Raw genomic sequence first — 26,747 nt, 5'->3', positions numbered from 1 at the left:
TGATAATAATTATCAGTATCATATATGCACAAGTCACATTTTGAAACAAATATTAAACATTAAAGCGAGGTATGGTCTAAGGATGAAACAACTAGGCGCGTTATTTAACGTAGTGATTAACACTGAAGAGCAGTTCTCTATTTGGCCAAGTTATAAACCTTTACCGAGTGGCTGGAAAAAAATCGGTTTTGAAGGCAGTAAAGAAAACTGTCTAGAAAAAATAAACAATGTGTGGACAGATATGCGCCCAGCATCATTGAAGAACGCACTAGCATAATTTTAATTATCATAAATCAGCATTAATATAGGATGTAGTATGCTCAAATCTAAACTAGCTAAAGCCATTAGCTTGTCATTAAAACCGCAATATCTAGTGATGACTCTTCTCGCAACCTCAACGTCTGTTTTTTCATCCGAACAAGATGTAAATAAAGGCGTAACAGAAGACGTACAGGTTACGAGAGTAGTCGGAATTAAACAGACTTTAACCAGCAATATAGCCCAATCGACCATGCGTTCAGAAGCAGACTTGTCTACGGTTCCCCGCTCGGTACAAGTCATCAACTCAGAAGTGATCGAACAACAAGCTGCTGCAAACCTGAGTGATGTGGTGCAAAACGTCAGTAACGTGACAGAGCACAATAACTTTGGTGGCACACGTGATTTATTCAAAATTCGTGGTTTTGAAGCCAATGTTTATGAAGATGGGACTCGAGTTTACGGCTTAGCTCAAGACAAAGCCGTGATTGAAGACCTCGAATCTGTCGAAGTAGTCAAAGGCCCTGAATCTGTGTTGTATGGCAATATGAGTCCTGGTGGCCTGATTAATTTAATCAGTAAACGTCCAATGCCGATTTCACAAAATCAAGTAAAAATGACAATGGATGAGCACGGTAAACAACGACTCAGTGTTGACTTCAGCGGGCCTGTGAATGACGATGGCACAGTACTCTATCGTCTGGTGGGTGTATTTGACGATTCAGAAAGCTGGCGAGATGCTTCTGACAGCAAACAAGTATTTATTGCACCAAGCCTTAGCTGGTTAGTCACTGACGATACGACACTCTCATTCTCTTATAAATACAACAAGGAAGAATTACCTTTTGATCGCGGTACATTGGCCGTGCTCAATAGTAATGGTGGCTGGGACTTTTTAGATATTAATAAGAAACGCCTAGGCACTGATTTTTCACGTCAGGAACGAGAAGTCCACAAGTTTGGTTTTGACATTGACCATGCCATTAACGACTACTGGTCTATGCGCTTTAAAGCACGTAATTATGAAAGAAAATCGTCGGCCAAACGTGTACATTTTTATGCATCATCAGATGCAGCTGTAGAGACTTATAATCCGCCTCGCGCACCATTTCCCGTAGACCTTTATCTTGAAGATAAAACCGATCATGCTTTTGATGGTAATATCAACAGTTATATCAACGGCAGTAGACAATCCAGTAATACTCAATTGTACTCTTGGGAGAATAACATTGAATTTAACACCGGAGCTGCCGAACATCGTACAATCATAGGCGTTGATTACACGCATTATAAAGAAGAAAAAAATCAGTCAGCGTCGGCTAGTTGGAGTAAAGTAAATTTTGCCCCCTACGCAGAATATGCACTCCAAACACCTAATACGCATAGCGGACGATTCGATTATTATACTGATGATCCTTCTCAGGCGGCTTATCCCGACGATATGTATGACATTAAAGACGTTAATCTAAAACTAACCGAATATAGCGTCTTTGCTCAGGACTTAATTAAATATGGCGACTGGAGTTTCGTACTTGGTGCGCGCTATGACGTATTTGAAGCAGAGACTACGGAAACTTGGGATGCAACCTTCAAGGCAAATGCTGCGGCAATTGGCTCTCCACAGACCAACTCTTCATCAAAAAGCCCTAAAGAAAAAAATATCAGTGTACAAGCAGGTGTTTTATATAAATTAAACCGTCAAGTATCCTTGTTTGGTAACTTTACTGATTCTTACCTACCGAATCAAAAATTTGATAGCATTGCAAAGGAATGGGTTGAAGCCCAAAACGGCAGACAATTTGAAGTCGGTAGTAAATTATCGTTATTAGGTCACAGACTCAATTTGACTACTTCGGTCTTCCGTACTGACCTTGATAATGTTGCTTATGCCGGTGATATAAAAGGCAGCTTCGACGTATACAAGCAGAAAAGCCAAGGTTTCGAGATCGATGGTGATTATGCGATCACCGATGATCTAATAGCCCTATTCTCATATGGTTATACTGATGTTGACTTCGTAGACGCTCCCGATAGCGTAAGTAAGCCTGTGAACGTGCCAAAAAACAACGCCAGTCTTTGGCTAGCATATCAGGCAAGTCATGAATGGGGTGTTGGCAGTGGCGTTCGTTATGTTGATGATCGTGCAGGTAACCGTCGTAAAGGTTATGACTATACTCTCGATGCTTACACGCTAATCGATGCAGCTATTTGGTATGCACCAGACTTTGCAGATAATGACCTTAAACTTCAATTGAATGTGAAAAACTTATTTGATAAGGACTATTACACAGCAGGCTCAGATTCGACACAAAGCGCAGTGTACTTAGGTTCACCAAGAACAATTTCATTGAGTGCAGCATATAATTTTTAATATTGTATGAGTATGAATGATTACAAAAGAGGGACTCATTGAGTCCCTCTTTTATTGGAGACTTGAATGAAAATACTTTTTTGCTTTCCTTCTTCAGGCAGCGCAGCCAATATGTATCTGCCATGGAAAGTATTATTAGCACAACAAAATATTGAACTGGTCGCATTAGAATATCCAGCGAGAGGGACTCGCTTCTGCGATAACCCCGTTAATTCAATAGCTGCGTTAACGCATGACTTGCTCGATCAAATTAAACCCAAGATAAAGCATACAACAGAGTTTGCCTTTTTAGGTCATAGCTTAGGCGGGTTGGTGTGCTTTGAAACCACACGCTTATTAGGCAAGTTAAAACTACCTTTACCTTCACAATTGATTATTTCGGCACGTCAAGGGCCACTCTGCAACCTCCCATCATCCTTATCGAGTAGACAAACCGATGACGAGATAATTAAAACATTAAAAACAATGGGCGGGATAGCAGATGAAGTGTTGGCTCACACTGAATTGATGGCATTAATGTTGCCTATAATCAGAGCCGATTTAAAACTCAATGAAGAATACAGCTGCAGCGATACATCCGCAATATCAGTGCCAATCACAGCAATATATGGCAGTCATGACCCTGTCGTCGAAAAGCGTAATGTCGAGCAATGGTCTTCATTCACCGAGTCAGGGTTTGAATTAATAGAAATGCCAGGTGACCATTTCTATTTCAATCAGAATTTACCACTATTCTTAACCACAATTGCTCAACAACTCCGCAATAAAATGACTATTATTTAGTAAACAAAGGGGTTGGCGTTACGCCTAATCCCTGCCATTCAAAACAATATCTATCTGGCGACTGGCGTTTAATCTTCTTCACAAAATGAGGCTTTGGCGTGCCGACCGCAATCGCACCCACGACCTGGTCTTCAGGCTTCATACCGAACATAGGTTTAACATCATCACTCGCCAAAAATGTATACCAAAGGCCAGAATATCCCATTAAATGCAATCCGCTCATGATGTTCTGAGCTGCGGCTGCGGCGCACAATCGTTGGTCCCACAATGATACTTTATGTTCTGGATCAAGATCAGTTATCACCATAATCATCATAGGTACCGCAGCAATATCTCTTGCAGAACGGTACGCTTTATCTTTTAGTTCACCATTATCACTTTGACGTTTGTATAATTCCAACGTTAAATCACTTAATTTTTGCATGTTATCACCACGGGCAACAATAAAACGCCAAGGTTTCACATTACCGTGATCTGGTGTTGTCATCACTAAGTCAAACAAATTCCGCAATTCTGCTTCAGATGGCGCAGGATGACCTAACTTAGATAAGCTATATGAACGGCGATCAAGCAACGATTCCAATGGATTCATGATTAAATTCCTTCTCTTTTTTATCATATGTATTTGCAGCTGACAACCAATGACCAACAGACTGACGTTGTACCTGAGTACCCTGCTCTAATATTAATACTTGATGGCATAGTGCTTGAAGTAAGGTTAAATCATGGGTAATCAATACTAGGCTGATTTGACGTTGTTCCTGAATCGACTTCAGTAACGTGATCATTCGGTATCGATTTTCCTGATCTAACGCTGTCGTGGGTTCGTCTAAAATTAATAACTTAGGTGACAGAATTAAGGCTCTCGCGATCATAATACGCTGACGTTGTCCGCCTGATAATTGATGTGGATAACGATTTAAAAACGCTGTAGGTAAACCCACATCAGCCATGATCGTATCGAGTCGAGATGATAGGTTTTCTGTTTGTAATTGCGCCAAACACCCTTCTGTGAGCGTTTGGGCAATCGTTAGCCTAGGGTTTAAGCTAGAGGCGGTATCTTGAAATACGAATTGTATTTTATGCCGATGGAGTCGTAACATTCGACGTTTTTCATTAAGCCAATCATGACCATCAAAATAAACAGAGCCTGTCGCGGGGATAAGTCTTAGTAGCGCTTTCGCTAAGGTGGACTTTCCTGAACCACTCGGACCTATAATGCCAATACTTTCGCCTTCATTCAACGAAAAATTAATGTTATCCAATAACCTCTGCGGTGCACTCCACCAGCCTGTAGACTTCACATCAACAGTTAAATTATTTACATTAAGCAAGGTTCGCTGACGAGGAGAAACAGGGGGATCAAAATGCATAGGTCTCAACAAGGCTTGCGTATATTCGTGCTGAGGCTTGTTGAATAGAAGTAAGGCTTGGTTATGCTCGATCACCTTACCCTGTTGTAATACCATCACTTGATCTGCAACTTGCCTTACCATGTGTAGATCATGCGAGATGAGTACAATAGCCATGCCGGTTCGAGCTTGGATCTGCTTTAGCAACAGCAAAATTTGCTGACGCACCTCGGGATCAAGAGCCGTCGACGGCTCATCTGCAACAAGTAACATCGGATTATTCACAATCGCCAGCGCAATAAGCAATCTTTGCCTCTGCCCTCCAGACAACTGATGTGGGTAACGGGTTTTTAAGTCTGAAGATAAACCGACTTGTTCAAGCAACTCATCAATACGTTGATTTAATAACGCAGTATTACCCGCTCTAAATGACGTACCCGATTTATGATGTAATGCAATTGCTCGTTTAAGCAGCCACTCGATACGTTTCACAGGGTTGAGTGCCGATAAGGGTTCTTGCGACACCATGCCAATCTGCTTTCCTCTCACCTTCTGCCATTGCAGATCAGAAAAAGTACGGCTATTATGTCCATTGATACTAACAGATCCACTCGCCACCCCCACTTTAGGTTCAATACCAAGTAATAACTTGGCTAATAGGGTTTTTCCAGCACCACTTTCGCCAACCACAGCCAAAGTTTGTCCCTTATCAACTTTAAAACTAATGTTATCTAGCAGCTTAGCTTTTCCAATAGAATAACTTAGTCCTTCAACCTTCAGCATGATCTTTATCCTTATACGGGCTCAACCATTCTTGTATTGCTTCACTCATCAGCACCACTAATGTCACAATGACTAAAATAGCACCACAGCCCGTTAACCCTAACCAAGGGGCGTGCAAGTTGTTTTTACCTTGCGAAATCAACTCCCCCAAAGAAGGGTAACCGACAGGTAATCCGAACCCCAGAAAATCTAACGTAATTAGCGAGCCTAAAGCCCCAGAAAATACAAACGGTAAACTACTTAATGTAGCAATAAGTGCATTTGGCATAATGTGTCGCCAAATTACCCGCCAATCAGGAACACCTACAATAAGTGCAGACTGAATATATTCCAACTGACGTGTTCTTAATACCTCGGCTCGAACTAACTGCGCTAAATAATGCCAACCAAACAAGGCCAAAATCATACTTAAGGTAAAGAAACTCGGCTGAATAAGACTCGATACAATCATCACCACAAAAATCACAGGAACCGAGCCCCAAATTTCGCTAACACGCTGACCAAACAGATCGACTAACCCACCAAAATACCCCTGTAACGTACCTGCAACTAATGCTAACAAGGCAATATTGACAGTAATAAAGAAGGAGAAACCAAGGCTAATACGTATGCCATAAAGAAGCCGAGCAAAAACATCCCGTCCCTGATCATCCAATCCTAACCAGTTTTCGGATGTTGGAGGTGACGGATAACTCAGCTCATAATTAATGGTACTGTAGCTGTAATGCACAAGCGGCCATAACGCCCAGCCTTGCTTTGCAATCTGTTCACTCAAAAAAGGATCGGTATAGTCTGCTTCTGAATCAAAATCGCCACCAAACTGAGTTTCGGGATAACTGACTAAAATAGGCAAAAATAACGCGCCCTTATAACTAATAAGTAGCGGTTTATCATTCGCGATTAATTCTGCAAACAGGCTAACAAAGAACAATATTAAAAAAACAATCGCAGCATATTTACCTCGTCTTAGCGTACTCAGGCGACGACTGCCCTTCTTTGAATTATCAGGTAAATTTACATCCTCCTGGCTAACATCCATCATCCGTTCACCTCGGAAAAATCAACACGTGGATCAACCCAACGATATATCAAATCGCCAACCAAATTCAAAACAAGACCCAGTAACGAATAACAATATAGAATACCTAATACCACTGGGTAATCTCGTTCCAATAGCGCCTCAAAACCTAACAATGCAACACCATCTAATGAAAATACGATTTCAACGAGCAAGGTGCCACCAATAAAAATAGACAGTAAGTCTGAAGGTAAGCGAGCTACGATCACTAACATACTATTCGGTAATACATGATTGAAGATTGCGCTTGTCCGACTTTCCCCCATGCAAATAGCCGTATCTAAATAAGGTTGAGCCATTTGGTCAATAATAGAATTACGTGTTAAAACAGTTAACGAAGCCAATCCACTGGCAACACAGGCTGCAACAGGTAAACATAAATGCCAAAAGTAATCGAGAAGCTGCCCTGTAACGGATAAATCAGCATGATTTGCAGAAACCAGTCCCCGTAGCGGAAACCAGCTAAAAACGCCACCAGCAAATAAAATCAATAACATAATAGCGATAATAAAAGTCGGCACTGCATAAGCGATAAACAGCAGTAAGCTGGATGTCGAATCAAACATACCTCCTTGTTTATTCGCCTTCATCACCCCTAATGGTATTGCGATTAAATAGGTTAGGAACAACGTCCAAAACCCCAAGGATAAAGAGACAGGAAGTTTAGAAAAAATTAATTCAGTAACAGGACGCTTACTAAAATAACTGTTCCCTAATTCGAATGATAAATAACGACTGAGCGTTTCAGTATAGCGTTGCCATATAGGCTTATCAAAACCATATTCTCGCGTAATTTTGTCTCGCAACTGGTCATCAATAAGCTGACCATTAGTTATTTGGTCGGTCTCATCGAAAAGTGCATTTGCCGAATTATCAATACCTTGCTGCTTAGCTAAGGCGGCCTCTACAGGCCCACCAGGCAACCACTGAAGTAAGAAAAAATTTAACGAGATAATAATAAACAGCGTCGGAAATACTAACAGCAAACGACGAATAAAATAAAAATTAAGCATATTACTTCGAGCGCTCATCCCACCAGAATTCAACTTCATAACCATATTTTGGTGCTTGTAACGGTTTTTTAATATAGTTCTGATAAGCAACTAACTGAAAGTTACGCGCCCACAATGGTAAATAGTAATAATTCCATTTCAACACCCGATCTAATGCGCGTCCGTATGCTTGCGTATCCACATAACTGTCTGACTGAACAAGTCCTTCGACAAGGTTATCAATAGCAGGATCTTGAATACCACTGAGATTATAACTTGAAGCAACACCCGCAAATTCAGATTTAAGTGATGAACGTAACTCAGTATTTGGCGGAATTCGAACCTTATATTGACTTGGGGTCATATCAAACTGACGTTGCATTAATAATTTGTAATATTCAGTGCCTGTTTTGATTGTTATGTTTGAGCTAATACCCAATTTTTTCAGTGTTTGAATATATGCGCCAATTGCAGGTTTCATGACTGGCGATGGTAATAAGAAGTTAATCGTCATCACCTCGCCCGTCACACTATGGACCAACTTATTATGTTTAACTTTCCAACCGGCCTCTTTTAACAAGGTTTGTGCTGTTAATAAATTCTTACGGTTACGACCTGAACCATCCGTGCTTGGTAGTGTAAATTCACTTGATAATACCTGTTCCGGCAATTGCGCAGACAAGGGGATTAATATCGCTTTTTCCTGTGCAGTCGGTAATCCCTCTGCAGCCAAGAAGCTATTATTAAACAGGCTTGTAGCTCGAGTGTATTGATTATTAAATGCTTTTTTATTTAACCACTCAAAATCAAACGCAGTGACCAAAGCTTCTCGCGTTCTGCGATCAGCAAATTTAGCTTGTCTTAAATTAAATACCATCACTGTAACAAAAGAAGGTGCGTCGTAATTAATCTTGTCTTTAACAACCGTTCCAGAGTCAAACACGTCACCTTGATATAACTTATTCCAGCGTAATAAATTCGTTTCCGCAATATAATTTACATTGTTGGTTTTAAGCGCTTGCACTGCTGCATTACGATCGCGGAAATACTCGACTTTGATATTCTTAAAGTTATATTTCCCCTTATTGACAGGTAAGTTTTTACCCCAATAATCATCTCTTAATTCATACACAATCCCACGACCAGGATCCACCGAGATTACTTTATAAGGGCCTGAACCTATGGGTATATCAAGCGATGGCTGCGTAAAGTCTTTATGTTGCCAGATATGCTTGGGCAATACAGGTAAGTTACCCGAGTTTAAGATTTGCAAACGGCTACCATCACCACCAAAATTAATTTTTACCGTTAAAGGATCAATAACTTCAACCGACTTAACCATTTTAAAACGTGATTTAATATTACTTAAACCACTTTCACGATACAAATTTAGCGAGTACGCCACATCTTCAGCAGTAACAGGATAACCGTCACTAAACTTTGCTTCTTTTCTTAAAAAGTAAATAACCGAAGAATAATCATCCGCAATTGTCATCTTTTCAGCTAACCAACCATAACGGGTTTTAATCTCATTTTTATCGTGGCCACGAACAGTTAAGCGATCATAAAGCCAGAATAACCCTCTCGGCTTTTTACCTAAATCGATAAATTGATGTAAAGAATCAAAGCTTCCCATTTCCGCCATGACCAACTCACCTTGCTTAGGCGCATCAGGATTCGCGTAATCAAAATTGCTAAAGTTCTCGGTATACTTTGGTTCACCATACAAGCTGATACCATGACTGGTATATTCAGCCAATACAGGGTGACTAAATGTTGCGATTAAAACCAACGCGCCCCCTAATAACCCACGAATAGATTGCTGTATATCCATTAGCTAGCTTGCTCCATAGTTAGTTCATTCACATCATTTTTAACAAGGGTTAGTTGCCCAGCATCAACACGGTATAATTTATCTGCAAGGTGGAAGTAATGATCGTCATGTGTAATAGCGATAATCGTTTTACCGCGCGCTTTAAGCTCTGGCAGTAACTCGGTATAAAAAATACGTCGGAAAGTTGGATCCTGATCGGCGGCCCATTCATCAAGTACTATGATGCTGCGGTCTTCAAGGTATGCCAATAATAATGCCAAACGCTTGCGTTGCCCTTGAGATAACTCTGTGGTGCTAAGACGACCATCAACAACTTCAACTTTATTGTTTAACGCGAGTTTAGTGAGGTAGTGTTCAACCAGTTCTGGATCGGGCTTAACCCCGTTTTCATTAATAATATTCTTAAATAAATAAAAATCAGCAAATACCACAGAAAAATGATTACGATACCAATCCATATTTTTTTCATTAATCACAGTATCAGAAAATGTGATGGTTCCACGGTGGGCACTATATAAACCGGTAAGCAGGCGTGCGCAAGTTGACTTACCACTACCATTCCCACCAACCCAGAAAATCAACTCACCTTGATTAATCGTTAAATTAATTGGCCCAACAGAAAAGCCTGATTCGCCGTCTTCACTCGGGTAATCATATTCAATTTGGTCTAGCTGAAGTGTTTTCCATGATGTCAGAAGTGCAGGAAGTGAATTCAGTTCATTGTTGTCTTCTGCTAAATCTAACGATGATACTTTGGCATAAGCGACAGAACCAACGATAAGCGCAGGTAATGAACCAACAAGTCCCGCTAAAGGAGAACGCAAGAACAGAATTGCCAGAGCATAACCCGTCACTTGTTCCGATGTCCCAATCTGGAATTGGGTATGCATAAGTAAAACAAGTGCAATCAAGAGTAAGACCGATGTATTTATCCAACTGCCATTAAGCACTGTAAGTCGATCTGCTTTTGTATCTAAGATTCTCGCTTGTTCTGCTGAAGTCTGTAATTGAGTGTGATAAAAAGACGTACGGCGTTCTTGACTTAATTTAAGCTCATTACGGCCTCGCAACATGGCATCATAACTGTCAAATAATACGTCATCATTTTCTCGTACTCGTTTTTTATAATAACGAGATGCGATCATTAACCGGCGACCGAAAATAATCGATACCGTACTCATCACAAGCGTCACGATAAAAAATGTCGCAGACAGCCAAAACAAATACCCATACGTGAACAGTACCACCGATGCTCCAAAAACAACAAAAGGTAAACTATTAAACGCTTGGCTGATAGCGGTTATGTCTTTGGTTAAAGTCGCCAGAATAGTCGGCTGACCTAACTGATCAATCCGCTCAACAGACATATTCATTAATCTGCGACTAATACTCAGCCTTAGCTCATATACAACACGATGACCCAACCGAGTAATCTGAGATTGAGAGATATAACTCAATCCAAATAATAGGAAGATGAGCGCAAAAAATAAAGTGATCGGAAAATCAGCACCGACACTTAATCGACTAATCGCTTCATTAATAAATGCGATAACTGATACGCCTGCTGCAGCACTTAAAGCACTGAGAAATATTGCGACTATAAATTTTGAATAGTCGCCTTTTAATAAAGACAGAATTAACTTCGCGTTCATGATAAACAACACTGCTTGTTAGAATTAAAACAACAACACATTAAAATGTTGTTGTTTTACAAAAGTGTGAAGATGTTAACACTAATCATTCTTATTTTCACATTGATTTTTATAAAAATAAAAGTCTGCTTAGTCTGGCATTCAAACAGGTGGGATAATCAAGGTTTATGAGAACCTTAAATTTAACCTATAGTGTAGTGATGTAATGGATACCTCAGCATCTGTGTCCAATGTAACTTGGCATACAGTATTTATGAATTACAGACAGTTAAAACCAAAAAAGCCTACTATCAAAGCAGGCTTTCATCTTTCTATATGCTATTCACTAGCACTAACACCATCAACTCAAATATGACGCCACATTCAAGTTAAAACAGCCTTACAGTGCAGCAGCTTCTACTTCAGCTACAAGCGCGTTTATTTGCGCGATATTGTCTGTCATTTCAGCTCGGAAATCATCAGCAACAGTTTTAACAGGTAGCGTAAGGTAAGTTTCAAGCTGTACCACTAACAATTTCAATAGCGCAGAATAAGTCGCAGTGTTTTGCGCTTCTTCTAGTGCTAATAATGCAGAGCTAATTGTAAAGTGTTGTGTTTCTGGCCGGTCTGCTTTAGCTAAATGTTTATTTACTTTTAACTCAGCATAATCAACGAACTGTAGTTTGATGTCGATGTCATTGTTTAGCTTTTCTAAAAATTGTGTATTGTCAGTCATAAATAGGCCTTTGTTGTTAAATGCTTACTTAAACAATAAGTAGCACGATTTTGAGAAACGTCAAACGAAAAAAGCCTGCTCAATGAGCAGGCTTTTCCAGATTCCAATTACTTGGAAAAATAATTGGTCGGTGATAGAGGATTCGAACCTCTGACCCCCTGGTCCCAAACCAGGTGCGCTACCAAGCTGCGCTAATCACCGAACATGGTGCGGAAGGAGAGACTTGAACTCTCACACTTTGCAATACTAGAACCTAAATCTAGCGCGTCTACCAATTCCGCCACTTCCGCACAATTTTTCAACTTACTAGCAGGTAACTCTAGCAAGGGTGATAACTCCATTCTAAAAGAATATCGTCGTTATCGAATATGGGGCGACTGACGGGATTTGAACCCGCGACAACCGGAATCACAATCCGGGGCTCTACCAACTGAGCTACAACCGCCACAAACTTGTTGTTAATCTCGCTAGGCTATTAATAAAAATAATGCATTAGCAAAACTAATCTAAAATATGGTGACCCCTATAGGATTCGAACCTATGGCCTACGGCTTAGAAGGCCGTTGCTCTATCCAACTGAGCTAAGGAGTCATTGGTCGGTGATAGAGGATTCGAACCTCTGACCCCCTGGTCCCAAACCAGGTGCGCTACCAAGCTGCGCTAATCACCGAACTTGTTGAAGACAACGTCTGTCAACGAGGGTGGATATTACAGAGTTGCTCTGTTCGCGTCAAATAGTTTATTAAACCGAAGAAACAACTGCCTAATAGTTATACACCAAGCGAGATTATAACAACAATATGCACGGTTTGAGTGCTAACTGCAGACTTTTTACTAAATAGTAACGCAAATCAATAACAAAGCAGATCTAAATTAACCTGCTTATCGGCGTTCTAATCTATTTAAACTAGCTCTGCAACCACAGTTTCAGACCAAGACTCTAAATTTAGCTTAGCTAATTCATCCGCAGTTAAGAAACCCGCTAGATTCAACGCGTCTTCTTTACTGGTTACAACCAGATCTGCGTGCACTTCAGCAACCAATACAATACCTAGATGCACTTCATCAACAGGGGTTACATCTTTAGAAAGGTAACCAATTGTTGTCATCCCTAAGAAGTCGCTTTCTGTTAGCCCTAACTCTTCATGTAATTCACGGTACATACCGGTGCGTAACGTTTCGGTTAACTGGAATACGCCTTTTTCATCATAAACCGCATCCACCGCATCCACGTGACCACCAATACCAATACTGAATAAGTTATGTAACCGCGATTCACCACCCGATACAGAACGTTCGTATGCCAAGTATTTGTCACCCTGCTTTACCACTACATAGGGAATAAGCTGGCGAAATTTAGGGTTTGTTTCTAACAGCGCACGCTGCATGATAACAACATCTTTGCTTTGGATATTAACAGCCGCACTGTCAATTAAACGGGTTGAAGGTGCTGCAACGTCTGCAAAAACGGAAATAATATGCTCTTGGTGTTTCACTGTTATCTACCTAAATAATTCAAAGCATCTTTATAACCAAATACGCCTTATTTGTCACTGCAATTAGATAATTATTTATCCACATCAATTGCTGACAAACAGGTGTTTTAGTGCGAAAATAGCGCAACTTTCTAACCAAGAGATGAATATAACTCAATGACTGCTCAAATCATTAATGGAAAAAATATTTCTCAGCAAGTTCGTCAGAAAGTTGCTGAAGAAGTGGCAGCGCGTACCGCACAAGGATTACGCGCCCCGGGTCTTGCTGTGATTTTAGTGGGTGCCGATCCGGCATCACAAGTATATGTTGGGAGTAAACGTCGTGCCTGTGAAGAGGTCGGCTTCGTTTCTAAATCTTACGATCTTGAAATAGATTGCTCACAAGATGCTTTATTAGCATTAATTGATGAGTTAAATGCAGATGCCACGATTGATGGAATATTAGTGCAACTGCCTTTACCTGAGCATATTGATACAACGGTTGTGTTGGAACATATTCGCCCAGATAAAGATGTTGATGGTTTTCACCCGTATAACGTAGGTCGTTTATCACAGCGTATCCCTGCATTACGTCCTTGCACACCAAAAGGTATTATTACGTTACTTGAATCAACTGGTGTTGACATACGTGGTCTAGACGCTGTTGTAGTCGGTGCGTCGAATATTGTTGGTCGTCCAATGACGCTTGAGTTATTACTTGCAGGTTGCACAACGACAACATGTCACCGCTTCACTAAAAACTTAGAAGCGCATGTACGTCGTGCCGATTTAGTTGTAGTTGCAGTTGGTCGCCCTAACTTTATTCCTGGTGAATGGATCAAGAAAGGCGCAATGGTGATCGATGTTGGTATTAACCGTTTAGAAAATGGCAAACTTGTTGGTGATGTTGGCTTTGAAGTAGCAAAAGAAAATGCTTCTTTCATTACCCCTGTACCAGGTGGTGTTGGTCCAATGACAGTGGCAAGCTTGATCGAGAATACCCTAATCTCTTGCCGTGATTACCACTCAAAATAATCGCTAAGCAATACGTTACAAATAGTACGTAATCAATCATCACGTATTATAGATAATAAAAGCCGCATCACCTTTGCTCATGCGGCTTTTTTGTAAGCTAAACGCTGCGTTAAACCTTTATTTAAAACTTAATAGTTCGACTTCAAAAATCAGGGTTGAACCGGCTTGGATCGAACCCGCACCACGGTTGCCATACGCTAAACGGCTTGGGATAAAGAATCGGCGTTTCTCACCGACAACCATTAGCTGTACACCTTCAGTCCAACCTGGGATCACTTGATTTAAACCAAATGTAATTGGCTCGCCACGCTCTACCGAGCTATCAAACACAGTGCCGTCTAATAATGTACCATGATAATGTACCGTCACTTTAGAACGTCCCGTTGGGTGATCAGTGCCGGTACCTTCTGTTAATACTGTTGATTGCAAACCTGAAGCCGTTTCTTCAACGCCTTCTTTTTCTAAATTCGCCGCTAAAAACAACTTACCTGTTTCAATGTTTTCAGCCGTTTGTTTCTTGTTACCACCCATGCGTTGCATAAGGAAAAAAATCAACGCACAACCGATGATCACTGAAATAATTTTTAACATGATTAATCCTTTATCTAACTCTTTATTAAGTAAACAAAATGCCAATGACTACTTCAATTTAAACTTAAAGTAAAAGTATGGGTCATTGGCACTTAAATCAATTGAGCCTTTATTTACGACGCCAACTAGTACCGTTAGCACCGTCTTCCAACACAATACCCAACGCATTCAACTTGTCACGCGCATCATCAGCCATGCCCCAGTCTTTGCTTTCGCGCGCATCGTTACGTTGTTTAATAAGCGCTTCTATTTCAGCCACTTCATCATCAGCGCCGGTATCACCTTGCAAGAAAGCTTCAGGATCTTGTGATAACAAACCTAATACTTCACCAAAGATAATTAACTGCGCCGCTAATTCGCCAGCGCGTTTTTCATCCGTTTCTTTGATGCGGTTAATTTCTTTCGCTAATTCGAATAACACAGGGAACGCTTCAGGAGTATTGAAATCATCATCCATTGCCGCTTTGAACGTTGCAACATACGCTTCGCAACCTGGTACAACACCATCAACGTCGGCAACTGTCACACCACGTAATGCGGTATATAAACGCTCTAAACTTGCACGCGCTTGTTTTAAGTTATCTTCTGAATAATTTAGCTGACTGCGATAATGACCTGAAATTAAGAAATAACGCACAGACTCGCCATCATATTTTTTTAATACATCACGGATAGTGAAAAAGTTATTTAATGATTTAGACATTTTCACTTTGTCGATCTGCACCATACCTGAATGCATCCAGGTATTCACGTACTCACCATTATGTGCGCAGCAAGATTGTGCCACTTCATTTTCGTGGTGTGGGAACATTAAATCAGAACCACCACCATGAATATCAAACACGTCACCCAGTATTTTGTTGTTCATTGCTGAACATTCAATATGCCAACCAGGGCGACCTTCACCCCAAGGAGATACCCAGCGTGGTTCACCCGGCTTGGCCATTTTCCATAATACGAAATCCATCGGATTACGCTTCTCTAATTCAACTTCAACACGCGCGCCAGCTTGTAGCATATCTAAGTCTTGGCCACTTAATTTACCGTAGTCAGCGAATGTCTTCACTTCAAACAATACATCACCACTGCTCGCAACATAAGCATGACCTTTCGCGACTAACGTCTCGATAATTTCGATAATATCTGGCATATGACCTGTTACCGTCGGTTCCATATCAGGGCGGATCATGTGCAGCGCATCGAAATCTTCATGCATAGCTTGGGTAAAACGTGTCGTTAACTGCTCACAAGTTTCACCTTTTTCGTTGGCACGTTTGATTATTTTATCATCAACATCGGTAATGTTACGGATAAATTTAACCGCATAACCGCGATGGCGAAGATAACGCACCACAGTATCAAACGCCACAAAAGTACGACCATGACCAATATGACAATAATCATAGATAGTCACGCCACATACGTACATACCTATTTGACCTTCAGTGATAGGTTTAAATTGTTCTTTTTGGCGAGTCAGTGTGTTGTAAATCTTCAGCATCGAATAGTGATCCTTGCGCAAACAGTAAAATGCAATTAATTGACTGATTTTACCATCAGCATTAATGATTACTAGCTTTGCAACAGCATAAAAGGCCAAAATTTAACTGAACAACCAAAAAAGTGCATAAATCAGCCAAATGAAAGCACAAAAATAACCCCTTCTCACACCATCACTATCGAAAAGCTTTGCCATTGCCAACCTTTAGGATAGAATTTACCCCGTTAATTAACCAAAGGATCATTAAGATGATAACTCTACATACAGATTTCGGTGATATCAAAATCGCACTTAACTTTGAAAGTGCACCAAAAACAGCAGCTAACTTCCTCGAGTACGCAAAAAACGGCTTCTACGAAGGTACTATCTTTCACCGTGTAATCGATGGCTTCATGGTCCAAGGCGGCGGCATGCTTCCTGGTATGGAAGAGAAAAGCTCAAATGCACAAATCGAAAATGAAGCAGACAATGGTCTGTCGAATAAATTTGGTACATTAGCAATGGCACGTACTGCTGATCCGCATTCAGCAAGTTCACAATTCTTCATCAACCTAAAAGACAACAATTTCCTAGATTTCACAAGCAAGACGTCACAAGGTTGGGGTTACTGCGTATTTGCTGAAGTTGTTGAAGGCATGGACGTGATTGAAAAAATCAAAAAAGTAGCGACTGGCAACACACTTGGCCACGGTGACGTTCCATTAGAAGACATCATCATTACTAAAGTAACTGTAGAAGAAGCTTAATAGCGCACTCAGTTTCTGAAAAATAAATACACTGCTTAGGTAGTGTATTTTTATTCCCGACAAGGATGATACCAGCACATGACTACTTTGTTTATTTCAGATCTGCACCTTGATGAACGCCATCCGCAAATTACCGAATTATTTTTACATTTTCTTGCGACCGAAGCGCGCGAAGCTGACGCACTCTACATTTTAGGCGACCTATTTGAATTTTGGTCAGGTGATGATATTCGCAATACCCTTAACAATAGTGTTAAAAATGGACTTAAAGCCTTAACCGATGATGGTATCAAATGCTTTTTAGTAAAAGGTAATCGTGATTTTCTGATCAGTAAACGTTTTGCTAAAGAAACGGGTGTGACGATACTTGGAGATTACACGGCAATTGACCTTGATGGCCAACAAGTATTAATAGCACATGGTGATACCTTCTGTACGCTTGATGAAAAATACCAAGCATTTCGTACCGCAGTAAACATCCCATGGCGTCAAAAATTATTCACCTGTTTGCCGATCTTCGTACGCGAAGCGATTGCCGATAAAATACGCGGAAAAAGCCAACAAGGTAATCAACAAAAAAGCATGGCCATCATGGACGTGACCGAGTCTGAAGTGGTCAACAAGATGCAAGAATATCACTGTGATATTTTAATTCACGGTCATACTCACAAACCGAATATCCATGATGTTCAATTGTCAGCAGATAAGCTCGGAAAACGGATTGTACTCGGTGATTGGTTTGACCAAGGCAGCGTGCTTATTTGGCGTGACGGTCAATATGACCTCCAGCAACGTGCATTTTTAAAAGACGTATAAAAAACTAACATAGGTCTGATGAATTACAGATCAAAAAAAGGAGCATTACGCTCCTTTTACGATCTATTTATGACTAAAGCAAAAACTACATAATTCAATTCACACTAAGCTTATTAGCCTTCGTTATGAATTTCTAAATTAGCAATTTCTTCTTGTTCTTTGATTATTTTAGCACCATCGTTACGAAGATCGTTAAGACGCTGTAAATAATCCGCATCAATATCACCCGTCACGTATTCACCGCTAAACACTGAGGTTTCGAATTTTTTAATCTCAGGGTTAAATTTTGAAACAGCAGCGATTAAATCATCTAGATCTTGGAAAATAAGTGCATCTGCACCGATCATCGTTGCAATCTCATCGACGTTTCTACCATGGGCGATTAGCTCGTCCGTGCTAGGCATATCAATACCGTAAACGTTCGGATAGCGCACTTCTGGTGCAGCTGAAGCTAAATAAACATTTTTAGCACCCGCTTCACGAGCCATTTCGATAATCTGCTCTGATGTAGTACCACGTACAATTGAGTCATCGACTAATAGTACATTTTTACCTACAAATTCTGATGAAATTGCATTTAATTTACGGCGTACAGACTTACGACGTAACGTTTGTCCTGGCATGATAAACGTACGGCCAATATAACGGTTTTTAACAAAACCTTGGCGGTATGGTAATTCCAGCACTTTTGCAATTTCTAAGGCACTATCACATGACGTTTCAGGGATTGGGATCACCACATCAATGTCAATATCAACCCATTCGCGCTTAATTTTTTGACCCAGTTTCTCACCCATTGCAAGGCGTGATTCGTAAACCGATATCTTATCAATGGTTGAGTCTGGACGTGCAAAATAAACAAATTCAAAGATACATGGGTTATGCTTTGCGTCTTTAGCACAGTGCGCGCTAAATAACTCACCTTTGTCAGTAATATAAACCGCTTCACCTGGTTCAATATCACGTACAAAGTTAAAACCTACGGCATCCAGTGCAACAGATTCAGAAGCAACCATATATTCTTTTTGATCGCCTTCGTTACGCATACCTAATACTAACGGACGAATACCGTTAGGATCACGAAAAGCAACGAGACCATGGTTAATAATCAGTGATACCACAGCATAAGCACCGCGTACTTGCTTGTGTACAGCTGTAATTGCAGTAAAAATCTCTTCTGCCGTCAAATGTAAACTTGGGCATTTATCTAATTCATGCGCCATCACATTAAGTAATACTTCTGAATCAGACGTGGTATTAATGTGACGACGGGCTTTATGAAATTGATCTTCTTTTAATTGGGCGGCGTTGGTTAGATTTCCGTTATGAGCAAGGGAAATACCGAACGGAGAGTTAACATAGAAAGGTTGAGCCTCTGCGGCACTCGAGCTTCCTGCTGTAGGGTATCGAACATGGCCGATACCAATATTACCTTTCAAACGCTGCATATGTTTAGCTTCGAATACATCTCTCACTAAACCATTTGCTTTGCGCTGCCTAAAGTTTCCATCACTTAAGGTTACAATCCCTGCAGCATCCTGTCCACGATGCTGTAGTACTGTTAATGCGTCATAGATAGACTGATTAACAGGGGTTGTAGAAACAATGCCAACAATTCCACACATAACCTAACTTCCTCGTTTACTGTGCTTTCGATAAAATGCTAGTTATACCCAAGTTACTTCAAGATACTATATTGCATCTTGAGATAGCTTGGGTATATACGTTTCACTTGTCATAAACCCTGCATGTTGTCCCATGCAGAAGCTTGATGTTCAAAAAACCATTTAATGAGTGGTTTTAACTCAGCTATTAGTGGCGAGCCCTGCCACCAAGCCGTTTCCGGGAAACTGGTGAATAACTGTAAAAATAACAGTAACACGCACACCACTAATACTCCTCGGGCAATACCAAAGCATACACCGAGTAATCTATCCGTACCTGACAAGCCCGTTTTATCGACTAACTGGCCAAGTATGTAATTTAGCAAAGCCCCTAACATAAGGGTCGAAATAAATAATAGCGCTATCGCCACGCCATTTTTAACTAACTGTTCACCGAACGCTGCACTAAACGCATCGAAATTTTCTAAGTAAGCCGCTATATCTTGATAATAAAAGCGAGATATAAAGAAAGCACAAAACCAAGTGCAAAGAGAGAACGCTTCCTTGACAAAACCACGCACTAAACTTATCACTGAAGATAAACCAATAACACCTAAGATAAGGTAATCAATCCATGCCATGTTTTGTTCCGCTCATTTAAAATTGGCGCCATTGTAACAACTAAAATACAAGATTGATAATAGTTAAAACCAAAAAAACCGACATAAATGTCGGCTTTTTAATTACTTGTCTCGTGGGTCAAACTTTTCAATGACACCGTTCAAGCTAGTGATTTTTTGTAATTTTGGCAATAAACGTTTTAACTCATTCTTGTCAACATTGGGGCCCACATAAAGTCTGTTTAATTGACCCGTTTTTTTATAACGCGGCAATCGGTAGGCGTTAAATCCAGCCTTCCTGATCTTTTTAACCAGTTCATCGACAGCGGTTGAATTGTTAAACGTACCCAAACGAATACTCCAACTATTACCGACTGGTGGTATCACTTTTACGGTTTTAACTGGCTTAACTAATGGGGCGAGCTTCTGCATTTTAGCGATAGCCGTTGGTGTTGAAACCCTTTTTTCAACTTTATCTACTGACGTTAAGTTGACTGTCGGCGCTGGTTCAACGAGTAACTCATTATCGAATGAATCAAAATTAACTGGATCCGCAAGTTCAACAAGCGCGGGGCGCAAAGGAATACTCGCGGTATTCTCACGATACGTTATCTTCTGACCATCAAGTAAGTCAGGTAAAAAGATAATACCAATCGCCACTAAAATGATAGTGCCGACTAAGCGATGTTGAAATGTCGATGCCACGTTTATTTAACCACTTATATGTTGGATAATTTCCGCTACCGTGCAAAATGAGCCGAAACCAATAATAATATCATGGCAATCAGCACTTTGGTTTGCTGATTGCCAAGCTTTCGCTATTGTATCATGACTCATAGGCTGCTGGCTAAGGCTATCATAGCTTTTACTATTCTGTTGCATTGCTGCAACTAATCCCTGCTCGATTTGCTGACAAGGTGCGGCTCGCTCTCCCTGCAATGCCGCCAGGTGCCAACAATCGATAACGTCAGTTAACGCTGCCAAACTTGCCGCAATATCTTTATCTTTAAGCATACCAACCACAGCAATGATCTTCACTGGTGAGCTTGCCTGTTGTTTTAAACGTGTAAGCTGTGTGGCTAAATAACGTGCCGACTCAGGATTGTGTGCAACATCTACAAACTGTTGCGGTGATGTGCCTAATTGCTGCAGTCGACCCGGTAATTTCGCATTAGCAACACCACTACGGATCGCTGTATCTGGCACTGTTAACCCTAATGCTTGAATAGCCGCGATCGCCGTTGCTGCGTTTTGCAATGGCAACTGCGGGATCTCTAGTGCCGTAAATATTAATGCACTAGCATCTTGCTGCTCGGTTGAATTTGATTGCCAGTCCCAAGTGTCGGCGTGCTGCGTATAATAATAATCACGATTAACGGCAATCAGCTCTGCACCAACTTCTTCAGCATACGCTGCAATTGTTGAGGGTGGGTTGATGACGCCACAAATGGCTTTTTTACCGGCGCGGAAAATACCGGATTTTTCCCGTGCAATCACCGCTTTATCTGTCCCTAACCAATCGGCATGATCAATATCTATCGTTGTCACCACGGCGACATCTGCAGATACTATGTTCGATGCATCTAAACGGCCACCTAACCCCACTTCAAGGATCACTACATCTAATGTGGCATCTTGAAATAACTTCAAGGCTGACAATGTCGTAAATTCAAAATACGTTAATGTGGTATCGCCACGCCCCGCTTCGATAAACGCAAAGGAATCAGCGTGAGCTTGCGCGGTGAGCATTTTACCATTAACGCGAACACGCTCTCGATAATCTTGAATATGTGGAGAACTTGTTACCCCGACATTGAAGCCTGCATCAAGTAAAATACGTTCTAAGAACGCGCAAGTAGAGCCTTTACCGTTGGTGCCTGCAACCGTAATCACTTTAGCCGAAAATGTCGTTAATGCGAGATCCTCAGCAACACGCCCAACTCGACCTAATCCCATTTCAATATTAACAGGATGAATATTTTCTAAATAGCAAAGCCAATCTGCGAGAGACTGGCTTTTATTAATACTGTTCAACATCGGTAATAGTTACTCGTTAATGTTTTTAGCGTCACTTGTTGGTGTCTTAATTTCATCGGCGACTGGCACAATAACAGATGGGATTTCTGTACTTTCTGCTGCAGTTGTGATGTGATCAGACGTTTCCAAGTTCATCATTTTCGCTAATAAGCCTGCAAGTTTATCACGCATTTCACGACGATCAACAATCATATCGATCGCACCTTTCTCTAGCAAGAATTCACTGCGTTGGAAACCTTCTGGTAATTTCTCGCGTACTGTTTGCTCAATAACACGTGGTCCAGCAAAACCAATCAGCGCTTTTGGTTCTGCAATATTAACGTCACCTAGCATGGCTAAACTTGCAGATACACCACCCATTGTAGGGTCTGTCAGCACCGAAATATAAGGTAAACCTTTGGCTGATAGCTTCGCTAACGCTGCACTCGTCTTCGCCATTTGCATTAATGAGAATAATGCTTCCTGCATACGCGCACCGCCACTGGCAGAAAAACAAATTAACGCACGATTTTCAGCCATACATACATTGATTGCAGCAACAAAACGAGAACCAACAACGGTTGCCATCGAACCGCCCATAAATGCAAATTCAAATGCACAAACGGTAACGGGAATACCTTTAACCGTTCCTTTTTCTACGACCAACGCATCTTTTTCGCCTGTGGTTTTTTGCGCGTGAGATAAACGATCTTTATATTTTTTGGTATCACGGAATTTCAATTTATCACTTGGCTCAAATTCAGCACCGATTTCGATTCGGCCATCTTTATCAAGCAATTTATTGAGGCGTTCACGTGCATTCACGCGCATATGATGATCGCATTTAGGGCAAACGCCTAAATTACGCTCAAGTTCTGCATGGTATAACACCTGATCACAAGAGGAACACTTGGTCCACACACCTTCAGGAATATTACGGCGCGCAGTTGCGCTCTTGCTTTTTGGTAGTATTTTCTCAATCCAGCTCATGAACCCTACTTATAATTTGTTCTAATTAATTGAAGTATATGATGTTAAATGCGTTGTTAATAAGAACAGAAAAAACAACCCTAGATCAATTAACAAAAATTAATGCGTTAAGTCGATGATTATCAAACTTAACAATACTCCACATTTATCGTGTAGCACAATTAAATCACAAATTATCCAATAAGTTTATATAAAACTGGTCATACCCTTGTGACATCCCATCCAAATTTAATAAAAACTCATCACGCAGAATCTATATTAGCGATTTATAATCGCTTTATTCTGCACGCTGGTCATGCTTGGTGCTTTAAATTTTAATCAACTTAATTGCAATTAAAGCAAGTAGTTAAAACTGTTCTGGTAGAAACAGTGGCCCGACAGCAGGTCTCGGCAGGTTAAATTGACTTGGGTAATCAACTTCGACCATGTACAGACCTTCTGCTTTACTTGTTGCAGCGGCAACAGAACGATCTTTACCGGCTAATAACTCAGCAATCCAAGATACTGGTTTGTTACCTTTACCGACTTCCATTAATGAACCCGCTAAATTTCTCACCATATGATGTAAAAATGCGTTCGCCTTCACATCAATAATAATGTATGAATTTTGGCGTATCACATTAATATGGTGCATGGTTTTAATCGGACTTTTTGCCTGACAATGTTTCGCACGAAAAGAGGTGAAATCATGTTCGCCAACTAATTGCTGCGCCGCTTCATGCATTAATTCAACATCAATATCACCGTAGTAATGACTAACACCAGCACTCAAAATTGCAGGGCGTAACTGACTGTTATAGATAATATAACGATAACGTCGAGCGGTAGCGCTAAAACGGGCGTGAAACTCTTCATCGACTTCTAGTGCCCAACGAACGGCAATATCGTCTGGCAGATTAGCATTCACACCCAGCGTCCAAGCAACATCTTGACGTACAGCGTCAGTATCAAAATGCACAACTTGACCGGTACCATGAACACCAGAGTCGGTACGTCCAGCGCAATGAACTCTCACGGGGTGATTCGCTACGCGTGACAATGCATCTTCCAATTTTTCTTGTACACTGATCACGTCTTTTTGTCGTTGCCAACCGTAATACTTACTACCGTCATATTCTATACCGAGTGCAATTCGCATTTTTATTCCAACTTAAACTTTCATTAATTTCTTAAAACAAAAAGCGGTGACTCTCGTCACCGCTTTACTAAATATTACACAATAATTGTATTCGCCGATTATACCGCTTCAAGTTACAACTTGAAAGTAGCTAGCGCTCGATAGTTAAATACTCATAATCGGCTCAGCAGCGTATTCACTTCTGCTTGCTGAGAAGCATCACCAGCACCGGCTAATGGCTCTAAAATTGACTTCGCGCCGTCTTTATCTTCAATTTCAAGATAAGCACGGGCAAGATCTAATTGCGCACTAACGCGATTAGTCTCATCATCAATAACAACCGTATTACTATCCAGCAGTGTATTACTGTACTCATCAAGCCCTACGTCTAATTTTACTTTATCGTAAGGTTCATCGGCAATAGAGGCGGGTTGTTGAGAAGCTTCATTTAACAATTTATCAATATCAATAAACTCTTCAGCTTGTGCCGCGGCAACATCAATAGGCGCTTGTTCGCTTGGTGCTTCGCTAAATGCGTTAGGGCTGTACTCCGCCAACATCGCTTCAATAGCATCTACTGGTTCATCATTAGATGCAGGTGGTTTTGCTACTTCAGGCGCTTTATTCGCAGTGCCGTCAAGTTCAGCTAGCATTTCATCGACAGTCTGGCCATGCGCTTGAGGCTGTTCATCGTTATCTGCCGCTGTATCCTTCGCAGGCGCATCAGCCCCTGCACTGGCCAATAGACTATCGATATCATCCATCGCAACAGCTTCGTTCTGCGCCGGAACCTGCGGCTCATTATTTGAGACTTCCTCAGCTCCCGCTTGAACGTCTGCTTCTAGCTCAGCTTCTGCGAGGATGCTCTCAATATCATCCATGTTCACAAATTCATCATCGACTACAGGCGGTGATTCAGGCGCGGCTTCAGATGAGCTCGTAGCCATCACGTCAACATCGTCCAGCGAGTTAGAATCTACATCTGGAGCTTGTGCTTTACTTAACTTAAATTGCTCTAACATTGAATCAACTTCAGCTAAGTCTTCATCTAACGTTTGGGTCTTATTTTTCGGTTGCTCTGGAATTAGACTTGGTTCGTCAAGCTCTTCACGCCAGCTTAAATCGGGTGTTACACTGTCATTTTCAAAGCTGGTACTTTCATCATCTAATGTTAAGTCAATATCACTAAAATCGTTATCGTTCACATTTAACTCTGGCATAATAGGCGCTTGTTCAATCACGTCTGCCACAATCGGCGCTGCAGATTGGGTGACAATATGCTCAGCCGACGAGTTATCAGGCGCCTCGGTAAATGAAGTTGCTTCCTGTTGCATCTGTAAATTGAAATTTGGTTCCGCCAACGTATTTATCTCGTTATTGGGTTTATCTTCTGCTACTTGCGCCTCTTTAGGCATCGCACTATCAACAGCTGGATCAGAAGAATAGTTGTCGGCATTAAGATAATCACGGAGCTCGTCAACCGTGTTGTCCGTATCAAACATCGCATTATCTTCAATGTTATGCTTCTGATCATGTCGGTTTTTTAACCATAAAGCTAACCAAATAAGAGATAACAACGAGAATAACCCCGATACACCGCCGATTAGCCACCCGTTATTCTGGGATTCAGCTTCCAACGCCGCTTGTTGTTTCGCTTCATCAATCGTCACTTGTTGCTCACTAATCTGTGCGTTTTGTTGCTCAATTAAGGCTTTCAAATCTGCTTTTAATTGATTATCCATCACCATTTGCTCTTTCAGTTCAGCGAGTTCCATCCGGATACTTTCAAGCTGTAACTTAAGGCGACGATTAGTTTCACTTGATAATAGGAGGTGTTCATTACTTGCTGATAACTCACCTTGCAGTAAAGTCAGTTTATTTCGGTCGGGTTTATTTTTAGGGATAGTCTTCGAATTTGAGCTTGCAGGCTTATTTGCGGCAGTCGAGTTTGCTTTTTTTGTCAGTAAGCGCTTTAGCTTCGAACCGTCTGTGGCTTGTATTTCAGCTGCACTTGGGATCTTCAGTATGCTGCCATCAATCATCTTGTTAATGTCACCGCCTAAAAATGCATGTGGGTTAAGCGCTAAGATTGCAGCCATGGTTTTATATAAACTCAAGCTGTTATTGGGCCTTGTCGCAGTTGCAACAGACCATAATGTATCGGCTTTGACAACAGGGCCATAGCGTCCAGGAGATGACGGAGTATGAACTTCAGGACCTTTTAATTGAAGCACAAATCCATTTGAATTAGCTGCAATACTCGCCATAGGCATCAGCAGAAATAAAACAACCCATTTTAACTTAGATAAACCCGATATCATTGTTAACCCTTACTATGAAACAACACCAACACACTTAAAATTAATATAACATATTCAAAATCCCAGTATACACATGAATTCACTGGTATCTTCATAT

The 26,747-nt window shown here is 41.0% G+C and carries 23 protein-coding genes and 5 tRNA genes; 6 read left to right on the top strand and 22 right to left on the bottom strand.

Annotated elements, in window-relative coordinates; all coding sequences use genetic code 11:
* The first annotated feature begins 82 nt into the window (after nt 1–82).
* The 3 genes from MORIYA_RS00740 to MORIYA_RS00730 all read left to right on the top strand — a co-directional run bounded on the left by MORIYA_RS00740 (nt 83) and on the right by MORIYA_RS00730 (nt 3,412).
* Entirely contained in the window at nt 83–277 is a 195-nt protein-coding gene (locus MORIYA_RS00740) for an MbtH family protein (protein WP_112711828.1), read from the top strand.
* Between the two features lie 39 nt (nt 278–316).
* Complete coding sequence (locus MORIYA_RS00735; RefSeq protein ID WP_112711826.1) at nt 317–2,629, top strand: TonB-dependent siderophore receptor; 2,313 nt, start codon at nt 317–319, stop codon at nt 2,627–2,629.
* Nucleotides 2,630–2,695: 66 nt separating this feature from the next.
* Nucleotides 2,696–3,412 (top strand): thioesterase II family protein, encoded by a 717-nt coding sequence (locus MORIYA_RS00730; RefSeq protein WP_112711824.1) that lies wholly within the window; start codon nt 2,696–2,698, stop codon nt 3,410–3,412.
* On the opposite strand, the gene MORIYA_RS00725 is transcribed toward MORIYA_RS00730, so the two are convergent.
* The 13 genes from MORIYA_RS00725 to MORIYA_RS00665 all read right to left on the bottom strand — a co-directional run bounded on the left by MORIYA_RS00725 (nt 3,405) and on the right by MORIYA_RS00665 (nt 13,314).
* Nucleotides 3,405–4,004 carry a nitroreductase family protein gene (locus MORIYA_RS00725; protein ID WP_112711822.1) on the bottom strand — a complete coding sequence of 200 codons (600 nt, stop codon included), beginning with the start codon at nt 4,002–4,004 and terminating at the stop codon, nt 3,405–3,407. The two genes, MORIYA_RS00730 and MORIYA_RS00725, sit on opposite strands and share 8 nt — an antisense overlap.
* Nucleotides 3,979–5,547, bottom strand: a complete 1,569-nt coding sequence (locus MORIYA_RS00720) for an ATP-binding cassette domain-containing protein (RefSeq protein ID WP_112711820.1) — start codon at nt 5,545–5,547, stop codon at nt 3,979–3,981. Before MORIYA_RS00720 ends, MORIYA_RS00725 begins: the two co-directional genes overlap by 26 nt.
* A complete protein-coding gene (locus MORIYA_RS00715) occupies nt 5,534–6,589 on the bottom strand; it encodes an ABC transporter permease (protein ID WP_232011443.1) in 1,056 nt (351 codons plus the stop codon). The genes MORIYA_RS00720 and MORIYA_RS00715 overlap by 14 nt, the downstream gene beginning before the upstream one ends.
* On the bottom strand, nt 6,586–7,638 hold the full coding sequence (locus MORIYA_RS00710) for an ABC transporter permease subunit (RefSeq protein WP_112711818.1): 1,053 nt from the start codon (nt 7,636–7,638) through the stop codon (nt 6,586–6,588). Before MORIYA_RS00710 ends, MORIYA_RS00715 begins: the two co-directional genes overlap by 4 nt.
* Nucleotide 7,639: 1 nt before the next feature.
* Nucleotides 7,640–9,451, bottom strand: coding sequence for an extracellular solute-binding protein (locus tag MORIYA_RS00705; protein ID WP_112711816.1), 1,812 nt, complete (start codon nt 9,449–9,451; stop codon nt 7,640–7,642).
* Nucleotides 9,451–11,103, bottom strand: a complete 1,653-nt coding sequence (locus tag MORIYA_RS00700) for a cyclic peptide export ABC transporter (RefSeq protein WP_112711814.1) — start codon at nt 11,101–11,103, stop codon at nt 9,451–9,453. Before MORIYA_RS00700 ends, MORIYA_RS00705 begins: the two co-directional genes overlap by 1 nt.
* Nucleotides 11,104–11,482: 379 nt before the next feature.
* The gene (locus tag MORIYA_RS00695; protein WP_112711812.1) at nt 11,483–11,818 is read right to left on the bottom strand and encodes a hypothetical protein; all 336 of its coding nucleotides are present in this window, start codon (nt 11,816–11,818) and stop codon (nt 11,483–11,485) included.
* 124 nt (nt 11,819–11,942) lie between these two features.
* Nucleotides 11,943–12,019 (bottom strand) — tRNA-Pro (locus MORIYA_RS00690).
* A gap of 4 nt (nt 12,020–12,023) precedes the next feature.
* A tRNA-Leu gene (locus MORIYA_RS00685) sits at nt 12,024–12,108 on the bottom strand.
* 79 nt (nt 12,109–12,187) lie between these two features.
* Nucleotides 12,188–12,263, bottom strand: a tRNA-His gene (locus MORIYA_RS00680).
* A gap of 69 nt (nt 12,264–12,332) precedes the next feature.
* Nucleotides 12,333–12,409 (bottom strand) — tRNA-Arg (locus MORIYA_RS00675).
* Between the two features lie 2 nt (nt 12,410–12,411).
* A tRNA-Pro gene (locus MORIYA_RS00670) sits at nt 12,412–12,488 on the bottom strand.
* Between the two features lie 232 nt (nt 12,489–12,720).
* Nucleotides 12,721–13,314: an NUDIX domain-containing protein gene (locus MORIYA_RS00665; RefSeq protein ID WP_112711810.1), complete on the bottom strand. Its 594-nt coding sequence runs from the start codon at nt 13,312–13,314 to the stop codon at nt 12,721–12,723.
* A 156-nt stretch (nt 13,315–13,470) separates the two neighbouring features.
* Between MORIYA_RS00665 and folD the strand changes: the two genes are divergently transcribed.
* The gene (gene folD, locus MORIYA_RS00660) at nt 13,471–14,328 is read left to right on the top strand and encodes a bifunctional methylenetetrahydrofolate dehydrogenase/methenyltetrahydrofolate cyclohydrolase FolD (RefSeq protein ID WP_112711808.1); all 858 of its coding nucleotides are present in this window, start codon (nt 13,471–13,473) and stop codon (nt 14,326–14,328) included.
* Nucleotides 14,329–14,445: 117 nt separating this feature from the next.
* Here folD and MORIYA_RS00655 read toward each other — a convergent pair whose 3' ends face one another.
* A complete protein-coding gene (locus MORIYA_RS00655; RefSeq protein WP_112711806.1) occupies nt 14,446–14,919 on the bottom strand; it encodes an FKBP-type peptidyl-prolyl cis-trans isomerase in 474 nt (157 codons plus the stop codon).
* A gap of 109 nt (nt 14,920–15,028) precedes the next feature.
* Entirely contained in the window at nt 15,029–16,420 is a 1,392-nt protein-coding gene (gene cysS, locus MORIYA_RS00650) for a cysteine--tRNA ligase (protein ID WP_112718348.1), read from the bottom strand.
* A gap of 248 nt (nt 16,421–16,668) precedes the next feature.
* Here cysS and MORIYA_RS00645 point away from each other — a divergent pair, with 248 nt between their 5' ends.
* Complete coding sequence (locus MORIYA_RS00645) at nt 16,669–17,166, top strand: peptidylprolyl isomerase (protein ID WP_112711804.1); 498 nt, start codon at nt 16,669–16,671, stop codon at nt 17,164–17,166.
* Nucleotides 17,167–17,244: 78 nt separating this feature from the next.
* Nucleotides 17,245–17,982 (top strand): UDP-2,3-diacylglucosamine diphosphatase, encoded by a 738-nt coding sequence (gene lpxH, locus MORIYA_RS00640; protein WP_112711802.1) that lies wholly within the window; start codon nt 17,245–17,247, stop codon nt 17,980–17,982.
* A 113-nt stretch (nt 17,983–18,095) separates the two neighbouring features.
* On the opposite strand, the gene purF is transcribed toward lpxH, so the two are convergent.
* From purF to MORIYA_RS00605, 7 genes are all read right to left on the bottom strand, one after another.
* Entirely contained in the window at nt 18,096–19,607 is a 1,512-nt protein-coding gene (gene purF / locus MORIYA_RS00635; protein WP_112711800.1) for an amidophosphoribosyltransferase, read from the bottom strand.
* A gap of 110 nt (nt 19,608–19,717) precedes the next feature.
* Nucleotides 19,718–20,227 carry a CvpA family protein gene (locus tag MORIYA_RS00630; RefSeq protein ID WP_112711798.1) on the bottom strand — a complete coding sequence of 170 codons (510 nt, stop codon included), beginning with the start codon at nt 20,225–20,227 and terminating at the stop codon, nt 19,718–19,720.
* Between the two features lie 102 nt (nt 20,228–20,329).
* Nucleotides 20,330–20,911 carry an SPOR domain-containing protein gene (locus MORIYA_RS00625; RefSeq protein ID WP_112711796.1) on the bottom strand — a complete coding sequence of 194 codons (582 nt, stop codon included), beginning with the start codon at nt 20,909–20,911 and terminating at the stop codon, nt 20,330–20,332.
* A gap of 6 nt (nt 20,912–20,917) precedes the next feature.
* A complete protein-coding gene (folC, locus tag MORIYA_RS00620; protein WP_112711794.1) occupies nt 20,918–22,243 on the bottom strand; it encodes a bifunctional tetrahydrofolate synthase/dihydrofolate synthase in 1,326 nt (441 codons plus the stop codon).
* 9 nt (nt 22,244–22,252) lie between these two features.
* Nucleotides 22,253–23,212, bottom strand: a complete 960-nt coding sequence (gene accD / locus MORIYA_RS00615; protein ID WP_112711792.1) for an acetyl-CoA carboxylase, carboxyltransferase subunit beta — start codon at nt 23,210–23,212, stop codon at nt 22,253–22,255.
* Nucleotides 23,213–23,558: 346 nt separating this feature from the next.
* Entirely contained in the window at nt 23,559–24,350 is a 792-nt protein-coding gene (truA, locus tag MORIYA_RS00610) for a tRNA pseudouridine(38-40) synthase TruA (protein WP_006032852.1), read from the bottom strand.
* A 152-nt stretch (nt 24,351–24,502) separates the two neighbouring features.
* On the bottom strand, nt 24,503–26,650 hold the full coding sequence (locus MORIYA_RS00605) for a FimV/HubP family polar landmark protein (RefSeq protein ID WP_112711790.1): 2,148 nt from the start codon (nt 26,648–26,650) through the stop codon (nt 24,503–24,505).
* Nucleotides 26,651–26,747: the final 97 nt, after the last annotated feature.

It is taken from the genome of Moritella yayanosii (assembly GCF_900465055.1).
In the GTDB taxonomy this organism is placed as follows: Bacteria; Pseudomonadota; Gammaproteobacteria; order Enterobacterales; family Moritellaceae; genus Moritella; species Moritella yayanosii.
This window is presented reverse-complemented; position numbering and strand designations above follow the sequence as displayed.